The 19,637-nt window shown below is 44.4% G+C and carries 14 protein-coding genes and 1 tRNA gene; 11 read left to right on the forward strand and 4 right to left on the reverse strand.

Annotated features, from left to right (window positions below; genetic code table 11):
* The first annotated feature begins 29 nt into the window (after positions 1 to 29).
* The 3 genes from gpt (at position 30) to crl (ending at position 2,298) form a co-directional block, all read left to right on the forward strand.
* A complete protein-coding gene (gene gpt / locus HED65_RS06040) occupies positions 30 to 488 on the forward strand; it encodes a xanthine phosphoribosyltransferase (protein ID WP_003863205.1) in 459 nt (152 codons plus the stop codon).
* Between the two features lie 106 nt (positions 489 to 594).
* The gene (frsA, locus tag HED65_RS06045) at positions 595 to 1,839 is read left to right on the forward strand and encodes an esterase FrsA (RefSeq protein WP_114977847.1); all 1,245 of its coding nucleotides are present in this window, start codon (positions 595 to 597) and stop codon (positions 1,837 to 1,839) included.
* 57 nt (positions 1,840 to 1,896) lie between these two features.
* A complete protein-coding gene (gene crl, locus HED65_RS06050; protein ID WP_114977848.1) occupies positions 1,897 to 2,298 on the forward strand; it encodes a sigma factor-binding protein Crl in 402 nt (133 codons plus the stop codon).
* 97 nt (positions 2,299 to 2,395) lie between these two features.
* On the opposite strand, the gene phoE is transcribed toward crl, so the two are convergent.
* Complete coding sequence (gene phoE / locus HED65_RS06055; RefSeq protein ID WP_114977849.1) at positions 2,396 to 3,448, reverse strand: phosphoporin PhoE; 1,053 nt, start codon at positions 3,446 to 3,448, stop codon at positions 2,396 to 2,398.
* A gap of 304 nt (positions 3,449 to 3,752) precedes the next feature.
* Between phoE and proB the strand changes: the two genes are divergently transcribed.
* The 7 genes from proB (at position 3,753) to HED65_RS06090 (ending at position 12,878) form a co-directional block, all read left to right on the forward strand.
* Complete coding sequence (proB, locus tag HED65_RS06060) at positions 3,753 to 4,856, forward strand: glutamate 5-kinase (RefSeq protein ID WP_023334621.1); 1,104 nt, start codon at positions 3,753 to 3,755, stop codon at positions 4,854 to 4,856.
* Between the two features lie 11 nt (positions 4,857 to 4,867).
* Entirely contained in the window at positions 4,868 to 6,121 is a 1,254-nt protein-coding gene (gene proA / locus HED65_RS06065) for a glutamate-5-semialdehyde dehydrogenase (RefSeq protein ID WP_114977850.1), read from the forward strand.
* 111 nt (positions 6,122 to 6,232) lie between these two features.
* Positions 6,233 to 6,308 (forward strand) — tRNA-Thr (locus tag HED65_RS06070).
* 163 nt (positions 6,309 to 6,471) lie between these two features.
* Positions 6,472 to 7,668 (forward strand): tyrosine-type recombinase/integrase, encoded by a 1,197-nt coding sequence (locus HED65_RS06075; protein WP_114977851.1) that lies wholly within the window; start codon positions 6,472 to 6,474, stop codon positions 7,666 to 7,668.
* A 406-nt stretch (positions 7,669 to 8,074) separates the two neighbouring features.
* Positions 8,075 to 10,648 carry a hypothetical protein gene (locus tag HED65_RS06080; RefSeq protein ID WP_114977852.1) on the forward strand — a complete coding sequence of 858 codons (2,574 nt, stop codon included), beginning with the start codon at positions 8,075 to 8,077 and terminating at the stop codon, positions 10,646 to 10,648.
* The gene (locus HED65_RS06085; protein WP_114977853.1) at positions 10,593 to 12,065 is read left to right on the forward strand and encodes a hypothetical protein; all 1,473 of its coding nucleotides are present in this window, start codon (positions 10,593 to 10,595) and stop codon (positions 12,063 to 12,065) included. Before HED65_RS06080 ends, HED65_RS06085 begins: the two co-directional genes overlap by 56 nt.
* Before the next feature lie 90 nt (positions 12,066 to 12,155).
* Positions 12,156 to 12,878, forward strand: a complete 723-nt coding sequence (locus tag HED65_RS06090) for a hypothetical protein (protein WP_114977854.1) — start codon at positions 12,156 to 12,158, stop codon at positions 12,876 to 12,878.
* A gap of 157 nt (positions 12,879 to 13,035) precedes the next feature.
* On the opposite strand, the gene HED65_RS06095 is transcribed toward HED65_RS06090, so the two are convergent.
* The 3 genes from HED65_RS06095 to HED65_RS06105 all read right to left on the reverse strand — a co-directional run bounded on the left by HED65_RS06095 (position 13,036) and on the right by HED65_RS06105 (position 18,036).
* Positions 13,036 to 16,845, reverse strand: a complete 3,810-nt coding sequence (locus tag HED65_RS06095) for an SIR2 family protein (protein ID WP_114977855.1) — start codon at positions 16,843 to 16,845, stop codon at positions 13,036 to 13,038.
* 236 nt (positions 16,846 to 17,081) lie between these two features.
* Positions 17,082 to 17,297 carry a helix-turn-helix transcriptional regulator gene (locus HED65_RS06100; RefSeq protein ID WP_025800148.1) on the reverse strand — a complete coding sequence of 72 codons (216 nt, stop codon included), beginning with the start codon at positions 17,295 to 17,297 and terminating at the stop codon, positions 17,082 to 17,084.
* 112 nt (positions 17,298 to 17,409) lie between these two features.
* On the reverse strand, positions 17,410 to 18,036 hold the full coding sequence (locus HED65_RS06105) for an inovirus Gp2 family protein (RefSeq protein WP_114977856.1): 627 nt from the start codon (positions 18,034 to 18,036) through the stop codon (positions 17,410 to 17,412).
* A 692-nt stretch (positions 18,037 to 18,728) separates the two neighbouring features.
* Here HED65_RS06105 and HED65_RS06110 point away from each other — a divergent pair.
* Positions 18,729 to 19,583: a hypothetical protein gene (locus HED65_RS06110; RefSeq protein ID WP_114977857.1), complete on the forward strand. Its 855-nt coding sequence runs from the start codon at positions 18,729 to 18,731 to the stop codon at positions 19,581 to 19,583.
* Positions 19,584 to 19,637 lie beyond the last annotated feature (54 nt).

Consider the following 19,637-nt stretch of genomic DNA (forward strand, 5'->3'; position numbering starts at 1 on the left):
CCGTATAAAAACAGGCTGGGACACTTCACATGAGCGAAAAATACGTCGTCACCTGGGACATGTTGCAGATTCACGCCCGCAAACTGGCTGCGCGTCTGATGCCTTCCGAACAGTGGAAAGGCATTATTGCCGTTAGCCGCGGCGGTCTGGTACCGGGGGCGCTTCTGGCTCGTGAGCTGGGTATTCGTCATGTCGATACCGTCTGCATCTCCAGCTATGACCATGACAACCAGCGTGAGCTGAAAGTGCTGAAACGCGCGGAAGGCGACGGTGAAGGTTTCATCGTTATTGATGACCTGGTGGATACCGGTGGTACTGCGGTGGCCATTCGCGAAATGTATCCAAAAGCCCACTTCGTCACTATTTTCGCCAAGCCTGCAGGTCGTCCTCTGGTTGACGATTATGTGATCGATATTCCGCAGGACACCTGGATTGAACAGCCATGGGATATGGGCGTGGTCTTTGTACCACCTATCTCCGGTCGTTAATTCCGAACCGACATTATTTTAACGCCCGGTGATACCGGGCGTTGTTTTTTTTAGTCTGACGCGCGTTACAATAGTCTCTATATGACGATTCATGGAGGCAACGTAAATGACGCAGGCGAATCTCACCGAGACTCTCTTCAAACCCCGTTTCAAACACCCCGAAACGTCGACCCTGGTGCGCCGCTTTAATCCGGGGACCATGCCTGCCATCCAGTCAGCATTAGACGGTAAAAACGTGCCCCACTGGTATCGCATGATTAACCGCCTGATGTGGATCTGGCGAGGTATTGACCCCCGTGAAATTCTCGACGTGCAGGCGCGGATCGTGATGAGTGACGCCGAGCGCACCGACAGCGAACTTTACGATACGGTAGTGGGTTACCGCGGCGGTAACTGGATCTACGAGTGGTCTAAACAGGCGATGCTCTGGCAGCAAAAAGCCAGCCAGGAAGAGGACGCCACGACCAGCGGGAAGCACTGGCTGCATGCTGCAAACCTCTATGGCATTGCCGCGTATCCGCACTTAAAAGGAGACGAGCTGGCTGAACAGGCCCAGGCGCTGGCGAATCGTGCCTATGAAGAGGCTGCTCAACGCTTGCCGGGGCGGATGCGCGAACTGGAATTCACCATTCCTGGCGGGGCGTCCGTTACCGGATTCCTGCATATGCCGGAAGGGGAAGGTCCGTTCCCGACCGTACTCATGTGCGGTGGGCTGGATTCACTGCAGATCGACTATTACAGCCTGTATGAGCGTTACTTCGCACCAAAAGGGATTGCGATGTTGACGCTTGATATGCCCTCAATTGGCTTCTCATCCAAGTGGAAACTGACTCAGGATTCCAGTTTGCTGCACCAGCATGCGCTTAAAGCGCTGGAGAATATTCCGTGGGTGGATCACACCCGTGTTGCTGCATTCGGTTTCCGTTTCGGGGCGAACGTCGCGGTGCGTCTGGCTTACATTGAATCATCCCGCCTTAAAGCCGTTGCGTGCCTTGGCCCGGTGGTTCATGCGCTATTAAGCGATCCCGCACGTCAGGGCAGCGTACCCGAAATGTATCTGGATGTGCTGGCCAGCCGTCTTGGCATGCATGATGCGTCAGACGAAGCGCTACGTGTTGAACTCAATCGTTACTCGTTAAAAACGCAAGGTCTGCTGGGGCGTCGGTGTCCAACACCGATGCTATCGGGTTTCTGGAAAAACGATCCGTTTAGTCCGGAAGAAGAGTCCCGCTTAATCACTTCGTCATCTGCGGATGGTAAATTACTTGAGGTGCCGTTCAGCCCGGTTTATCAGAATTTTGACAAAGCCTTGAAAGAGATCACGCGCTGGATCGCTCAGAGATTGTGTTAATAGATTGCTAAATTTTTCTGGTTTGGTAAAACAGTGGCTTCACAAAAGGAGATCGCAATGACGTTACCGAGTGGACACCCGAAAAGTAGACTGATTAAGAAATTTATGGCTCTTGGCCCGTATATTCGAGAAGAGCAGTGTGAAGAGAATCGCTTTTTTTTCGACTGTCTGGCTGTATGCGTCAACGTGAAGCCTGCACCCGAAAAACGTGAATTCTGGGGCTGGTGGATGGAAATGGAAGCAGAGGAAAAACGTTTTACATATAGCTACCAGTTTGGCCTGTTTAATAAAGACGGCAAATGGCAGGCTACCTCCATTAAAGATCAGGAAGTGATTGACCGCCTGGAATATACCCTGAAAGAGTTCCAGGACAAGGCAAGCGCACTGCTGGCTACTTTGGATCTCAAGTTCGAGCCAGCGGATGACTTCTCCAGCGAAGCGGTGAAGCTGACTGCCTGATGGCTTTCTCCCTCTCCTTGTGAGGGAGGGCATCATACTGCATTAATCCCGACCAATAAAAAAACCGGCATTAAGCCGGTTTTTTTATTTCTCATAATCAGAACTGGTAAGTCATCCCCAGGGCAACGATGTCATCGCTGCTCACGCCCAGTTTATTATTGTCATCAATCTGGTTGATTTTATAATCAACAAACGCAGACATATTTTTGTTGAAGTAATAGGTCGCGCCAACATCAATGTATTTCACCAGATCTTCGTCACCAATACCTTCGATATCTTTGCCTTTAGACTGGACATAACCCAGGGACGGACGCAGGCCAAAGTCGAACTGATATTGTGCGACAACTTCAAAGTTCTGAGCTTTATTCGCAAAGCCACCAGAAATTGGCGTCATATTGCGAGTTTCTGAATACATTGCTGCCAGATAAATATCGTTAGCATCATATTTCAGACCGGTTGCCCACGCTTCTGCTTTGTCACCCTGGCCACGAGTCAGCAGGTTCTGAGCATTGGTACGGTCAGAGTTGGTGTAGGCGCCGCTGATGGCGAAAGCGCTGCCACCGAAGTCATACGTCAGAGAAGTACCAAAGCCGTCACCGTTCTGCTTCTTGGCGTCACGGTTTTCGTTTTTACCCTGGTATTGCAGCGTCATATCCAGACCATCAATCGCACCGAAGAAGTCGGTATTGCGGTATGTGGCGAGACCGCTTGCACGTTTGGTCATGAAGTTATCGGTCTGCGCGGAAGAGTCACCGCCGAACTCAGGGAACATATCGGTCCAGGCTTCCACGTCATACAGGGCACCCAGGTTACGACCGTAATCCAGAGAGCCGAAGTCTTTCAGTTTCAGACCGGCAAACGCCAGACGTGTTTTCTGAGTAGAATCGCTCTCTGCTTTGTTGCCTGAAAACTCAGCTTCCCAACGGCCATAGCCCGTCAGCTGATCGTTAATCTGTGTTTCGCCTTTAAAACCGAAACGAACGTAAGTCTGGTCACCATCTTTGGTGGCATCATCACTGATGTAGTGCATGGCTTTAACTTTGCCGTACACGTCCAGTTTATTACCATCTTTATTATAAACTTCAGCTGCGTGAACAGATGCAGAAGCCACGACGCCCATAACCACTAATGCCAGAGTGCTCTTTTTCATTTTCGATCCTGTCTTATAAACGCGCTAAAAAATTCGCTGGACGATAAGCTCATGCTTAAGTCCCGTGAAAAAACAGGAAGGGTTTTATCGTTCTGGAGTGAAACTTTTATGACAAACTAAGAATAATTTTAAAAAACTGTGATTTATTATTTCAGTAATAAAATTGTCAAACTTTGCCGCTACGCTTCCTGATCCCGAGCAATAAAGTGTTTCGTGATGTGCTATGGCAGTTGGCAACGGGGCTGACTCCTGTTAAAACGTTCGTTTGACATTACTTTCCCTTATCGTTGAACGGCAGAGAATCATGAGTGACAGCCAGACGCTGGTGGTAAAACTCGGTACCAGTGTTTTAACAGGCGGATCGCGCCGCCTAAATCGCGCCCACATTGTTGAGCTTGTACGTCAGTGCGCTCAGTTACATGCCGCAGGGCATCGTATTGTGATTGTAACCTCCGGGGCGATTGCCGCCGGGCGTGAACACCTTGGCTACCCCGAACTCCCCGCGACGATCGCCTCTAAACAGCTGCTGGCCGCCGTGGGACAAAGCCGACTGATTCAACTCTGGGAACAGCTGTTCTCTATTTATGGTATCCACGTCGGGCAGATGCTGCTGACGCGTGCGGATATGGAAGACAGAGAGCGTTTCCTGAACGCCCGCGATACCCTGCGCGCGTTGCTGGACAATAATATTGTTCCCGTCATTAACGAAAACGATGCCGTTGCCACCGCTGAAATCAAAGTGGGTGACAACGACAACCTCTCAGCGCTGGCCGCGATTCTGGCCGGTGCCGATAAACTACTGCTCCTGACCGATCAGCAGGGTCTGTTTACTGCCGACCCGCGCTCTAACCCTGAAGCTGAATTGATTAGCGATGTTCACGGCATTGACGATGCGTTGCGTGCTATCGCTGGCGACAGCGTCTCTGGCCTGGGAACTGGCGGCATGGGCACCAAACTGCAGGCCGCTGACGTAGCGTGCCGCGCCGGTATCGACACCATTATTGCGGCGGGCAGCCGCCCAGGTGTGATTGGCGACGTGATGGAAGGTATCTCCGTCGGCACCCGTTTCCACGCGCAGGAATCCCCGCTGGAAAACCGTAAACGCTGGATATTTGGTGCGCCTCCTGCTGGTGAACTCGTCGTTGATGAAGGGGCGACAGCCGCGATTCTGGAACGAGGGAGTTCATTACTTCCTAAAGGAATTAAAAGCGTGACAGGCAACTTCTCCCGTGGTGAAGTGATCCGCATCCGTAACCTTGAAGGTCGCGACATTGCCCACGGTGTAAGTCGCTATAACAGTGATGCCTTACGCCGCATTGCCGGTCACCACTCGCAGCAGATCGACGCCATCCTCGGCTATGAGTATGGCCCGGTTGCTGTGCATCGTGATGACATGATTATTCGTTAAGGAGCCAGAAAATGCTGGAACAAATGGGCGCAGCTGCGAAAGCCGCCTCTTACAAACTGGCGCTCCTTTCCAGCCGCGAGAAAAACCGCGTGCTGGAAAAAATCGCTGATTATCTGGAATCGCAATCTGCTGAGATTTTGCGAGCTAATGAACAGGATCTGGCTGAGGCACGTATAAACGGTCTGAGCGAGGCCATGCTTGACCGCCTGGCACTGACGCCGGCACGTCTGAAAGGCATCGCTGATGATGTCCGTCAGGTTTGCAATCTCGCCGACCCGGTTGGGCAGGTGATTGACGGTGGTCTGCTCGACAGTGGTTTACGTCTTGAGCGTCGCCGTGTGCCACTTGGCGTAATCGGCGTGATTTATGAAGCTCGCCCAAACGTCACCGTTGATGTCGCCTCTCTGTGTTTGAAAACCGGCAACGCCGCCATTCTGCGCGGCGGGAAAGAGACCTGGCGTACCAATGCTGCGACGGTAAAGGTTATTCAGCAGGCGCTGGAAGAGTGTGGTTTACCGGCGGGTGCCGTCCAGGCTATCGAGAGTCCGGACCGCGCGCTGGTGAACGAAATGCTGCGCATGGATAAATACATCGACATGCTGATCCCACGTGGGGGAGCGGGGTTACACAAGCTCTGCCGCGAGCAGTCGACCATTCCAGTAATTACCGGCGGTATTGGCGTGTGTCATATCGTCGTTGACGACAGTGCAGAGATTGAACCGGCGCTGAAGATTATCGTCAATGCGAAAACCCAGCGCCCAAGCACCTGTAACACCGTGGAAACGCTGCTGGTGCATCAGGGCATTGCGAGCACTTTCCTGCCAGCACTAAGCAAACAGATGGCGCAAAGCGGCGTGACGCTGCACGCTGATGCCAGCGCTCTGGCGCTGTTGAAGGATGGCCCGGCGACTGCGGTTCCAGTAAAAGCGGAGCAGTATGACGATGAATTCCTGTCTCTGGATCTGAATGTGAAGATTGTTGCCGATCTCGACGACGCGATTGCACATATCCGTGAACACGGTACGCAGCACTCTGACGCGATCCTGACGCGCACCCTGCGCAATGCCGATCGCTTCGTGAACGAAGTGGATTCCTCAGCGGTATATGTCAATGCCTCAACGCGTTTCACCGATGGTGGTCAGTTCGGACTGGGCGCAGAAGTGGCTGTCAGCACGCAGAAATTGCACGCGCGCGGCCCGATGGGCCTTGAAGCACTGACCACTTACAAGTGGATCGGCTTTGGTGACGATACGATTCGTGCGTAAATAATTACGGGTGATGCAAAAATAGCCGTTTGATTCAAAAGGGCATTGACGCATCACCCGGATAGATCTAACCTTTTGCCCCGTGGTTACACTCGTAACCGGCCTCTCAGGGCCGATATAGCTCAGTTGGTAGAGCAGCGCATTCGTAATGCGAAGGTCGTAGGTTCGACTCCTATTATCGGCACCATTTCAAACTCTTCCCAAGTCTACCGAAATCAACTAAAAGCCCGTATACTGCGGTTTCTGGCCCGTATCTTATCTCCTGTTATCAACTGGACTCAACCGAAATCAAGTCGCAGTTGGGGGCATAAGTGGGGGCATTCTGTGTTCGGTCCAGGGAGATGCCCCCAATGAAGCTAAATGCGCGACAGGTAGATGCAGCTAAACCCAGAGAGAAAGCCTACAAGCTAGCAGATGGTGCAGGCTTGTATCTTGAAGTTGTTCCTTCTGGTTCTCGATACTGGCGGATGAAATATCGCTTCAATGGAAAAGAGAAGCGTATGGCTTTTGGTGTCTATCCGACAGTGTCCCTTGCACAAGCGAGGGCACTGCGTGATGAAGCTAAGAAAAAGCTGGCCGAGGGTATCGATCCGTCTTTTGCAAAGAAAGAAGAAAAGCTGGTTCGCGATGTGCAGCTCAATAATACGTTTCAGGCTGTGGCGCTTGAGTGGCACGGTACGAAGGTGAGCCGGTGGTCAGAAGGCTATGCATCCGACATTATCGAAGCCTTCAATAAAGATATTTTCCCTTATATTGGCCAACTGCCGGTGAATGACATCAAGCCTTTGGTTCTGCTGAATGTGCTACGTCGAATGGAAAGCCGTGGCGCGACAGAGAAGGCCAAGAAGGTTCGCCAGCGTTGCAGTGAAGTCTTTCGTTACGCCATCGTTACCGGTCGTGCGGAATATAATCCTGCAGCGGATCTAACCAGCGCAATGTCAGGGCATGAATCGAAGCATTATCCCTTCCTTACTGTTGAGGAGTTACCAGACTTCTTTAAAGCTCTCGCAGGCTACACAGGAAGCCCGTTAGTTGTTCTTGCCGCTCATCTGCTGATCCTTACAGGAGTTCGTACTGGCGAGCTCCGAGGTGCTTTCTGGAGTGAATTTGATCTTGAGAAAGCGGTGTGGGAAATCCCTGCAGAGCGTATGAAGATGAAACGGCCTCACCTTGTCCCCCTCTCTACCCAAGCGCTGGAAATCGTACAGCAACTCAAAGTGATGTCAGGGCAATATCCACTGGTGTTCCCGGGACGTAATGATCCCCGCAAGACGATGAGTGAAGCGAGTATTAATCAGGTGTTTAAGCGGATTGGATATACGGGGAAGGTAACGGGGCATGGTTTCCGCCACACGATGAGTACGATTTTGCACGAGGAAGGGTTCAATACGGCATGGATTGAAACCCAGCTTGCGCATGTCGATAAGAATGCAATTCGTGGGACGTATAACCATGCGTTGTATCTGGAAGGAAGGAGGGAGATGATGCAGTGGTATGCGGATTATATTGATAAAGTTGGAAGGGGGGCTCTCAGGAGTGCTTCATAATTAGATTTCTCTAAGCCTAACTGGATCGTTAGGAATACAGGAAAACTATATATACAATTATTGCTCCTCCATAATGGAGGGGCTGTGAATAATAATTATTTTTTTATGAATTACACTCAAATTGATTATTAGCTTCCTCAACTATTAGATATAAGGTTTCTAAATTCCAGAAGAATATGTGAATTATAACTTATTTATTGATTAACTTGAGGGGGCGATAAATAAGTTCACATTTAATGATGCTACAAACCTCGAAATACTACCCCTTTGGATGTGAGTTGGTTTTTATATGTAACTAATTGACTTATATCACATTTCATAATACACAGCATTCATTGTTTTAGGTATAATAATCCGGTTGCAGCATTTTAGATGAGTACATATTCCTTATAAAGGGGTTATCTAAATGGATGATTTTGAAGATAAAAAAAGATTTGAAGAGGCAATCGAAGCTGGTCAACGAAATCTCCGTGCTGTACACCTACTTCGTAACTGGTGTTCTCACTCTGAATTCATTCGATCAGAGGGGAGAGGCATGATTGAGGCTGAAACAGGGTTACCCATTGGTCACATGGGAGTTCAATGCAAATTTGTTAAGCAAAGTTCAATGCCTAGCTGGCTTCTGGAAGACTCGGTTTACAGCTTCTATAAACAGAACTGTAAACATTGTAATCAACGGGTTCCGGTGGGATTTCCCAATATTTTAGAGTTTGTAGGCCCAAGAGAAAAATCTGCCGAAGAACGAAATTTGGCTCGCAAAGAAGAAGAAAGGCAGAGAAAGCAGAAGCAGCTCAATAGACAACAAGAACGAGCAGTATTACGTCTTTCACTTACTCTAGAAGAAACGTTTGTGCTTGATTTGCTTGATGAACTCGATCAAGAAGATATAGAAAACAACGATCCCCGTTTGGAACAACTTGCTAATCTGGCACCTGAGACATTTACAAGTAAAATAATTGAACACTTGTTGCCTGCAGTGTTACATGAGAAATTACCATATTCAATGCCAGCAGCAAAAGCTTTAATAAGAACTGAATTATCACAAGCGGAAAAACTGGCAATTTCAGTATATTTAATAAACAACTTCGAATATTGTCCACCTGCTATAGAAGCAATCCTTTTGGAAGCAGAGAATCTATCTGAAGATGATTTCTTAAAAGTCCTTTACCACTTTGTTAGAATGGCTGTTGAATCTCCTCCTGGAATGATGATTGGTACATTTGAGCGAAAAGTACTTAATAAAGGCCCCATTCAGTCACTTTTTAAAAAAAGACAAGCTGATATCTGTGATGTTGTTGATGAATACATAAAAGATACTCACCGGGGAAAATTTCAATTTGCTATTGAGATAATTATTGCATCGGATGATGATGAGCTGCTTCTAAGACATATTAGAAGTATATTTGCTAAGCTGATGCGTCGACGGACTCTACTCCCGGAGGAACGGAGAGATAGCAGCATTCTTTTCTTTCTTCGGGAGGCTGCTACGAAATGCTTAGATAGATTTCCCGATGAAAGCGATAAAGTTATTCAATCCTATCTTGCTGACAAAGATGATATTGGGAGACATGAGGCCAATAGAGCTTACAGATCTGTACTACGAAATAACTATAGAAAAAAAAGTAAAATAGGAAAGACGCAAAAAATAGCTTTTAGACGTTTACTCTGGGCTGCAGTGGAAAATCCAGAGGATAGCATGGATGATGCAGGACAATTCTTTAGACACTCTTGGGACGAATTTACTGAGCTTGCAGTTGATAATTTTGACGATTTGATCGGAGCGGCAGCAACGCTAAGCGAGAAATTTGAGGCGTTGAATAAAGAAAAAATCATAGAAATAAATGAGAGTTTTCTAGATCATTTAGATAAAAGTAATAAGCGTAATGCTATTGATGGCTTACAGGGTGCATTGATTGAATGGGCTGCGATTGGAGCTAAATCTAGAGGGAGTGAAGGAATCGATGATTTTCTTCAGCTCTATAGAAGCTTACCAGAAGAACAAACTCAAATGCGTGGGAACATGATTGCCCATGTTTCTAAGTTATTAACTGGTATTGACAGCCTAACACTAGTGCTCTCTGATTGGTATCGTGCTCTTATGGATGAGAGCACATTGATTCGAGCACGTGCCGTACAAGCGTGGGAAAATGTTCCCTATGATTTAGTGAAGAATTTCCCAGATTTATTCTTCGAAGCATATTCAGTTTTGCTATTAGATCAATATGTTATGGTGCATCAGTATGCTGTTCGCGCTTTGAGCCGTAGATCTTTTCCTGAGGAGAAACGGGGACTTGTGAGATCCCAGCTGTGGAATCTAATTTGCTATTATACTCAACAAGATAAAAAAGATAATTTCATTGTAGAATGCATTGACGTTTTTTCTTCTCTTTGCTTATCAGATGAAGAGAGAAAGGGAAAAATTGGATTGCTTCTTTCTAATATATTATTAATCTTAGAAGGAAGTGCACTTTATGATGCTATCAATCGATTGCGTTTCCATTTTGATGATATTCCCGGTTTTGTCAAAGTCGCACTCAAAGCAATTCAGGATAAGTATACTCGCAGTATTTCTATTGATGACTGCATCTCAGTGATATTAAGAGCACCACATGATGAGCTTCGAAATTGTAAAGACGATCTCCAAAAAGCATTTAATGCTCTGAAACCATTTAAACCTCAACAATTTATTGAAGCATTAGTGTACGTGACTGCGTTAAGCAAGTGTGGTGATAACGTAACTGCAAATGTTTGTTTAAAGGAACTACTGGAAGAAATTCCAAATGATGAAAGAAATACACAATGGAAACTTAAGGCTGCTTTAGTTACAGAAGCAGCTAGTATTGAACATGCCATAAGTGTTTGCGAACCCTATAATGACTCAATTGAAAAATGGAATGGCCTTACGGCTGAGTTGGAGAAAGAATATGAAGAACGAGCCAAATTTCGAGATTTTCCGCCAAGCTTTTTCTCCGAGAGTTGAGATTGCAGCAGCGTTGGATGGTGCACTCAAGTCCATTCCGAATGACTTGGTGAAACTTAAAGAAGCGTGTCAAAAGCTCAATGAAACGCTCGATGAGCTCGGTCAGGGATATGTTGAAGATCAATATCGTGCATATTACATAGCAATGACTATATTTGTATCTCTAGCTGAGTGGAAACATGCTATACGTAATGCTGAGACTGATGCTCAAAGGTTTTTATATTCAGCACAATTAAAAGCATCAGAGATCGACATGACGACGAGTCTCTCGGAGAACAAACAATTTATTGAATTTATAGAGCAAGTCCGTTCAATCAATAAATTAGATTCATTAAAACAAATACAAGACCAGTTAACAAGCTGGTCATTGCCTCTACTCTTATTCGCAAATCTTCGCGATAAAAATATTGAGGGGATTAGGCAAGGAATATCTAGTAAAGGGACAAAAGAGAATAAAACACAAGAATCAACAGTTGCATTTCTAAAGTTTGATATTGATGGGGAACCAGCTCAGCAATGGAATTATCTTAAGCCGGGTACGGCTTATGACCTTAACATAGAGGTCAGGGTTTCAAATTGGCCAAAAAGTGCAAATTTCCTCTCATTAAAGCCAGTGACAATTGATGCTCGTGAGCGAGACTGGTTGCCTGATTTTAGATTTGAGAAACCAGAGGGGGAAGGCCCCTTCACACTGAAGGGGATCGGTCGTGTCGTCTTGGAAGTGGCAAATTCATTTGGCTCGAGACCTTACGAATTCCTATATGCTGCCGAGTTTGACAATTTAAGTAATTGCCAAAATATTGCTATCGTAGGACATAGGCGCTTACTACTTGAAGGGAGTGATTCCGCTCAAGCTCCATTAACTGGATTTTCAAACGTCGATAGGCATCTTATAAAAATTCGTAACATATTAAGAGCTTTCCCTGGATTACACTCAGATGACATTGCTAATACAATGGTTATACTTGGCGGCTTAGGAAATGTTGCAGCACAAGCTTTTAAAGCTAGTTTATTTATTGCTGGCACATCAGAGCAAAAATTTCAGCGTAAAATAGCCGAAATGCTTAGAAGTAGGAATGAGATTGGCGAGAATTTACAAGGCCATCCAGAGGCTGCTGGCGGGATAACGGATCTTACATTTGAAGACATTCCGATAGAACTAAAAGTTGAAAATAATAAGGTTCTTTTCCCCAAGGATTTTCAAAAATATTTCGATCAAACAGCAGCTTATGCCATTGGATTAGGTAAGCGCATCGGTATTTTGGTTGTTCTGGAATCAACGTCAAAATCAGCGCCGGTGGGAGTAATGGAGGATGATATTGAAGTATTCACTCATCCAACAGGTCAATCTCAAGTTGCAATTGTTGTTGTCGTCGTCAGAGGTGGTTTCCCTAAACCCAGTTCTTATTCTCGATAGCCATTTATATCAACAATTAGTAGAATATAAAGATTATAGGAAACTGTATTTTGTCTATATTGTTTTATTTTTTTATGCAGAGGACTGCGTGTGAAAAGAAAAGTTGAAATAACCAAGAACAGCTTTTTTGAGCTTTTTTCTGATGCAATAACTCTTTATGAATTATCAGTTGCAACAAAAAAATTGCACATCAAAAAAACACTTGCCAAATCAAGTGTACTTTCAATTAACTACGCTATTGAGGCTGCAGCTAACTCATTTTTATCTTCTATAGAAATAACGCAAAAGTTAAAAGATCAAATTGACAGGTTCTCTTCACTTGATAAATTTGACTATACTCTTCAATGGCATAAAGACATATCTTTACCTCGCGGAACCACTCAAACACAAATAATAAAAGAATTAATAGCACAACGAAATGCATTGGTGCATCCCAAGATTAAAATTTTCACTGATACAATAGAAACTAAACCGGGTGAAGGAAAAATTGCTTATCAACACCAGTCTAATATTAATTCCGAACAAGCTAAAAGTAATGTATCAGGTATATCCCTCGATCCTGAAACATATACTGAAAAAGATGCTTTTATTGCGATTAAGGCTCTTGTTGATTTTTTAAATTGCTATGTTAACGATTGGTGGGGCATTGATTTGGAAACATCAGCTTTATTGCTTTTGCCATCATGGAACGGCTCAATACAAGCACAATCAATAATTTATGAGCGGAACTCACTTGAGACTGTTCTAAGGCATGATCCTGCGCTAAAAATAAAATTTATTGGATTGCATGGTATATTTGAGCAATTTCAATAATACTCCAAAGATTATTTCTAACAGAAAGAATGGTTAGAGGCTTTCCTTTAACCAAACTTTAACGCCTGCTTCTCATCTTAGTCAAGAACAGGCGGTAAGCGCTACGGCATGTCGAAAAGTGTTGCTGAGTAATCAACAACGGTAAAAATCATAAATGCTAATTTTTCTCAACCAGTGCAATAAGCCGTAAGTACCGTGAATCCTTGGTCAGACTTATATCTGTATCTTCAATTAGCTCAAGAATCTTCTGCAGCTCTCCTGATGTACGAGTGAATATTTTGGGGGTTATTTTGTCCATTAAATCAAGTGTAGTATCTGGAAAAATAGCTGCAATTGCTCGATTGCCACCAATATCCCGAGTGAATCGGTAGAACAAGTGATCAATTGTATCGATTGGCACTAAGTGTGTTTTTACTGCATCGTAAACAGCAGAAAAGTTATCACCAGTATCATCAAGTAGGCCAATCCATGCTTTTACAGAGTTCGTTGTCCTATATTGGCGTTCTTTAGGCCAGTCGTCTCTTATTAATGGAATCACATACTTAACCCAGCCATTTGCGTTTTTCTGACCGACCAATCCTAAACAGGAAATAAAACGATTTCGAGCGTCGTCAGATAGTGCTCGCAATATGGAGCGCATTTCAGTCCTGGAAGGGCTGGAAGGCTCATCTGGGTGGAACATTCTCATTAAACCTAGCCATTGCGAAGCTCTAACTGAAAAATCTTTTTCCCAAGAAAGATGTTCGATCCAGGGTATAAGATTAAGAAAATAAGGTTTAATAAATTCAGCAACTGCAATCGAAGGTATAGTATCGCAATGAAGATAACCATTCCATGCAGGTTCTGCTCTAGGATGTTTTAAATCCAAAATGGGTATAAGCCATTCCTTTACCCATGCAGGATCAACAAACATCAACCAATTTAGATTGCGTGTCGTTATAGCTATAGCGTGATCCGCACCTTCTCCTGGTGCAGTGAAAAGATGTTCAATACGACACTTAATAGAATACGGAATAAGCGAACCAGTTTTTTGTTCTTCACTTGGTACTGCTTGAAAAAGTGCTTGAGTACATTTACCTACAGGACCATTGATTGCATGGCTGTATGTGCGCCGAGACTGTATTACAACCTCTCCATTTCGGATAACTTCCCCGAAACTACTTTGTGTTGCATTAGCCCCACCACTAAGTATCCCTTCTATGACATGATCGTAAACTGCCCACCCGAGATCCTCATCAAATTCAAGAATCTCAGCTAAATTTTCTTCAAGCCAGTTACTTAATTTATGTCGTAACTCGACCAAAGCTGTAACTGGCAACCGCACAATTCGGTTCAGGAATACTCGTCTCAACCTTGGTTTAAGATCTTTAGGTAATTCACTTATCATTGGTGACCAAAATTCCTTAGGGTAATCACCCCGTCTCCCTGCAATAGCGAGTGCAGACAATGCCTTACGCGGGTTTTCTTTTATCAATCCGATAAATGGTTGCGTACTAGTAAAGCTGTCATCCTCTCGTTTAAGTATCTCTTTTACTTTTGGGATAATTTCGTTTACAGGAAGATCTAAGATTATATCTGGCTTTTCGTCTGTACGAACCCAACCTGTCCGTGAACCCCAATTGACGACAACAGATTTAGCCCAGCCATCATTCCAGTCAGGAATTCTTTTAATGATCTCAGTGAGTTGGTCACGATGAAAAGAGGTCATTTTACATCCGTTTAGTTCGAGATAGCGAGCATATCTAGCTGCCAGTATCTCTCTTTCTTTTGGAATGTCTTCCTCCGGAAAATAAGTAAAATGGTTAGGGTCTACTAAAATGTGCTCTATAATTCGATTCTGATTTTCTTGCGAGAATTCTTCCCATCGATCAGTGAGAAGAAAAAGAAGTTCGCGGGTAACATTTGTGTCCCAAAATTCATCTTGATCCAAGGATAAAATCTCTTCAACAACACGGTTAGCCTCAAAGACGTCTGTTTTACTGAATGCATAAAGTCTAAGCTTTCGGAAGAAAAATGGCTCCTTTACTGGCCAAGTTGTTACATGTGCGTTAGCCAATTCTGGCCACTTCATAGCAACTCGGTCTAAAAGGTGGACAAACCATGTCAATATCTCCGCACCTTTCGAGAAATGTTCTTCACCTTCAACCGCACGTTCTGGATAACAACTTGGGCTTGGAAAGTAGTACGTATCAATTTCCTCTAACATTCCGGAGGCAATTATTATTTGCTCTTCTAAAGCGCTAAATACTGGTAGTAATACCTTGTCAGGTATGTCTAAATCGTCATCATGTCTTTCGGTAAACACAACTTCAAATTGGCCTAATTCGCTGAACTGGAGTTCCTCCCAGGAGCCACTTGGTGGTCTGACTTCACCCAATCCATATGGCGATTTCATTTCCAATCGGGGTGCCATTACCCTACGAAAATCTCGTAATACACCAGCTGTCCAGCCTTGGTTTGTAATTCGAGCTTTTAAGTCGTACCAATCGACGTCATAACGACGATTGCGGGGATCTCTATGATGTTCGAGAATTAAGCTCCACAGTTGACGAGAGCGTTTGTGGATTGATGTTGAATACTCAATGTTGCGTTCAATATTTTGTAGTAGTAGGGGATGAATGCTGATTTTTTTGATAGCCCACCAAGCCATCACGGGGCTGTCTAGAGATTTGCATAGCCAGGCCATTAGATGACTCAATCGTTTCGGCATTGCCTCAAAACATCCAGCCAAGCGATGGTAATCTGACGGATTATCATCTTCGTCGTGCCATTCAAGGAGATTATCGTTATTCACTCCACGCTTACGTTCATCGTCAGAGATATCTTGCAGATCGTCATCAAGTCCATAAGCTTCTTGCGGATCGAAGGTCTCTGCATCATTGTCATCGATCGTGTAGTATCTTTTCTTCTGTTTGGCTGACCGAATATTTGCATCCATCACACAAATCCACTCTGGATGAGGAATAGGAACAGCTTCAGAAAACAATTTCGCACCTTGTGTAGTGCGAAGTATATGGGCAAGTTGACCACGTTCATACGGCGCTAGAACTTTAGGGTCTTGCTGGCTTTTAGCGATAATAGACGCTCGCCATCGACGTGGATCATCTGCTCGCTCAGCCCATGCTTCCAAAGTCTTCCAAAGGGCTGGATGATCAGAATAGGCTATGGCTGTAACTCCTCTGTCACGCCATTTGGCTTCGATATCCTCGGCAAGGCCGCGATCAAATGCATAAAGTCTGGAGCGATCATACTGGCCATCATGATTGAGACCCTGAAGGAGGTATTTAACTGGTGGGTCTTCTGCCTGATAACCGACCAAAACAACGATGTATCGTTCCAGAAGAAGCTTAATAAAATTGGTCGCCCATCCTTCTGAAAGATATGCTCGTCCAAAGTCTGCACTGCTCAGCACATAAGGATGGTTTACAGCATTTTCGTCGACCAGACGACCGTGAAGGTATGTAATTCCCTCAATTGTCGAACCGAAATTCAGATTTGGGAAAGCTGGCGGCACATATCGAGTCAGATTCTCTTGCGTTTGGTTAACCTCGAACAGTCGGTCAAAGTTCGTTGTGACAATCTGTGGAACTCCACTCTGATTTGAGGAAATTCTTTTAATCAGGGCATGCTCACGTCCAACTTCTATGTCAGTTCTTGCCGTCCCCAGACGCTTTGATACCAAAGCATTCACCTCATCCTTGCCATATTCCAGATGTAGGAGGTTGAAAATTTGGTCGAGAGGGACATTCGCCGCAGATTGATCGTGAAGCCATGGGCGAAATGCAGCCATGATTTCTGAATCGTGTGGTGGGTCAAAGTATTCAATTACATGCTGGGTAAGCTCTACAAAGCTTGGCATTCCTGAAGGTAATGAAACCCCAGCGCCACAGAGAAATACAACTCGACCTGTATCACAGCGTTCTAAGAGGATATCGGGTATGGAAGGCCCTTCTGGGTGGAATCTCATGAGCTCAACTTTTCTAAGCGTTAATTTATGCTTAGATTCTACTATTCGTAGCTATATGATGACCACTGGGCGTGAAAAATCTTGGTAATTCAAGTGATTTATCTCAAAGTAAACGACTGAATGATTCATATCATCTGATATCGATAAACACTTGAACCATCCTGAGTAGGTTTGGGTATGACGAATTGGAGATAGCGCGGTTATCATAGTGATTAATGCCTTCAGATAATCGCTAATCAGAGTCGTGATTGTTCAATACGCTCATACAGCCATTCCTTCAGTTCACTTTCCTTCCAGCGGGAGCTACGGCCCAGCTTAATCGGTTTCGGAAATTTACCTTCGCTTATCAGCTTGTAAAACCACTTATCGCTCAGTCCTGTAAATTCGGTAATGAATACCATATCCACCAGCTTGTCGTTCATCAGGTCAATGTTGTTACTTTGCATGGTCATGACGTTTTCTCTTGTCTTTATGAGGTGAAAGACAGGAGCTCGAAGTTCAATCATTTTTTGATATCCCCTGTCACTCCGCCATAACCATCCGTTTCTCAGTAATTAATAATTTTCAGTTCTGACTGCATCCAAAGTTACGCTCTCCATCTTCATTGCTTTTTGTTGCCACCTTAGCCATATAGGCCGTACGAAACTTTAAGGCATCCATTTTCGTATTCATCTGCGTAATGAACTCTCTCTGCCCCTTGCTGTTCAGGTGGTAGTAACCATTTGTTGGAAAATGAACCAGTCCCCGATCCGCTGGATATGAAAGCCCCAGAGCACTCACCCATGCTCCGGCTATCATTGATGCCAGTGTTCCGCTTTCTTTGTTGTAATCTCCAGGATGGAAATAAGTGTCCTTATTCAGAAGAAGCAGAGCGTGGTAATGTTTTTTCCCGTCCCTCCCAAACTCCCTTACCCATACATAACGTAACCGGCAAGGATAAGTCCGCTTGCCAGCTTTCTTTTTACGTTTCAAATCTGCCCTGATACGCTCCTTCAGAGACTTCATACAACGCGTAATCACTGAAGCATCGGCTCTTGCTTTCTCCAGTTTTTCTTTGCACATGGGTAAGCGGAAATCTACTCTGACAGCCAGTAAGCGAGGGTACTCCTGCTGAGCTTTATTGATACTCTCCTGAATTCGTTTCAAATACTCCTCTCTCAAATCCCCATAGCATCCTAAATAATCTTCCATTGCTTTCACCTTATGCTCTTAAAATTTCATTACATGGGAAAGATAGTAATTTTTTGTTTTAAGAGAGGCTAAGCATGAGAGGAGAGAAATTGTCTTGTCTTAGTGTTTGTCGGTTAATGTATTTGTTAATTAAGTTATATATATATTATTAATCCGTCGATAAGGGATATGGATTTCGATAAATTTGAATAGAAGAAAGAAAAAGAAAAACTCTCTTTTTTCTGCTGTTTTTTTACCCGCAAGTTAGTTTGTTAAAACGAATGCCTTGTGATCGCTTTGTGTGTTGTCACATCCTCTCCTGAACTGGGTTCACAACTTGTTCATGCCTTACTCCATCATTTCCTCTGGCTAATCCGGAAGGGGGTGAGTGATCTGTCTTACGCATAATGGGTATGCTAGTTTTTTTTTACTGATTAGAAGAAACCATTAGCGTGTTCCAGAGTACAGACAAGTTGAATGCTTTCTAAGCATCCTTAGTAGGTTGATGAATGGTCATCGGGAAAAAAGTGACCTACCATATGTTCGTTCCATGATGTCAGCTGGCTCGGTGTAAAAGTAGGTCACTTTAGGATTAAGTGGTTATTAATTGTCCATGTGTAAGGTGTGGGAACGTTGCTGTAAAATGGTGATAGTTTGTTACCATAAGTCCAAATCTATTCATCTCTGGAAGGGTTCATAAGGAGGGGTTCACAATGGCAAGTCCGAATAAGTTAACGATGTACTATGCGGATGAAAGCACCCGGTTATTTTTAGAAGAACAAATCAGTCTGTATGGCGGGAAAAATTCAGGGTCAAAATATCTTTACGCTCTCGTGAGTCGTGAAAGGCAGCGAATAAATAATGATGCTGAAGAAAAATATGACAGTGAATACTCCAGTCCCTCAGCTATGTTCTATCCAAAATTTTTAGGTGGAACAGATCATATAAGCAAAGGTGATATATCTTTCAGTTCCCTGGATTTAGTAAAGGAGTATATGCGAGAAGCATCTGGGGACGAGAAAATCATCTCTGAAAAAAGAAAACGATTAAAAATGATTCGCGAGGGTATTCTTGATCAAATTATTCTTGATTACCTGAATTTACCTGACGCTTCGGCGATAAGATCAAATGTGGATTCCTTCTCGATTATAATAATAAAATATATAAAGTGTAACTATCATAATTTCAGCGGTGACAATGCAACTCTCGAAGGAGAATTTATAGCTGAGTGGAAATTTATACGTGTCGATCGTAAGTTATGGGATAGATATGACGGTAAATATGACTTCAGAAAAATAAAGTACATGAAATATGCTGAGGTGACCGAGTTTTATGGTGGGCAAGGTCTATGCAAAGTAAATGAGATTACAACCAGGGATAATGCCGGGGCGTACTTTATCCCTGTGAGTTCTAACACATTGAAATTCCCCTCTGGCTTTATTTCTCGGAAAGAACCGCTGATTGTTGGTGGTTTCATTGACCAAATTAAAACACGTGTTGATATTAGACCTATGAACGAAACTAGGATTAAAAAAATAAATAATATTCGCCAGAAAAAGACGCAATAGAAAAATTAATGTTGGGATGGGGTTTGTTTTTATTTGATGGCTCTTAAAGAATCT

The organism is Pantoea sp. LS15, assembly GCF_012241585.1.
Classification (GTDB): domain Bacteria; phylum Pseudomonadota; class Gammaproteobacteria; order Enterobacterales; family Enterobacteriaceae; genus Enterobacter.

Bases quoted from the DNA above. Each gene is read 5' to 3' on its own strand.
- gpt (WP_003863205.1), top strand. From the start codon at position 30: ATGAGCGAAAAATACGTCGTCACCTGGGACATGTTGCAGATTCACGCC.
- frsA (WP_114977847.1), top strand. From the start codon at position 595: ATGACGCAGGCGAATCTCACCGAGACTCTCTTCAAACCCCGTTTCAAA.
- crl (WP_114977848.1), top strand. From the start codon at position 1,897: ATGACGTTACCGAGTGGACACCCGAAAAGTAGACTGATTAAGAAATTT.
- phoE (WP_114977849.1), bottom strand. From the start codon at position 3,448: ATGAAAAAGAGCACTCTGGCATTAGTGGTTATGGGCGTCGTGGCTTCT.
- proB (WP_023334621.1), top strand. From the start codon at position 3,753: ATGAGTGACAGCCAGACGCTGGTGGTAAAACTCGGTACCAGTGTTTTA.
- proA (WP_114977850.1), top strand. From the start codon at position 4,868: ATGCTGGAACAAATGGGCGCAGCTGCGAAAGCCGCCTCTTACAAACTG.
- HED65_RS06075 (WP_114977851.1), top strand. From the start codon at position 6,472: ATGAAGCTAAATGCGCGACAGGTAGATGCAGCTAAACCCAGAGAGAAA.
- HED65_RS06080 (WP_114977852.1), top strand. From the start codon at position 8,075: ATGGATGATTTTGAAGATAAAAAAAGATTTGAAGAGGCAATCGAAGCT.
- HED65_RS06085 (WP_114977853.1), top strand. From the start codon at position 10,593: ATGAAGAACGAGCCAAATTTCGAGATTTTCCGCCAAGCTTTTTCTCCG.
- HED65_RS06095 (WP_114977855.1), bottom strand. From the start codon at position 16,845: ATGAGATTCCACCCAGAAGGGCCTTCCATACCCGATATCCTCTTAGAA.
- HED65_RS06100 (WP_025800148.1), bottom strand. From the start codon at position 17,297: ATGACCATGCAAAGTAACAACATTGACCTGATGAACGACAAGCTGGTG.
- HED65_RS06105 (WP_114977856.1), bottom strand. From the start codon at position 18,036: ATGGAAGATTATTTAGGATGCTATGGGGATTTGAGAGAGGAGTATTTG.
- HED65_RS06110 (WP_114977857.1), top strand. From the start codon at position 18,729: ATGGCAAGTCCGAATAAGTTAACGATGTACTATGCGGATGAAAGCACC.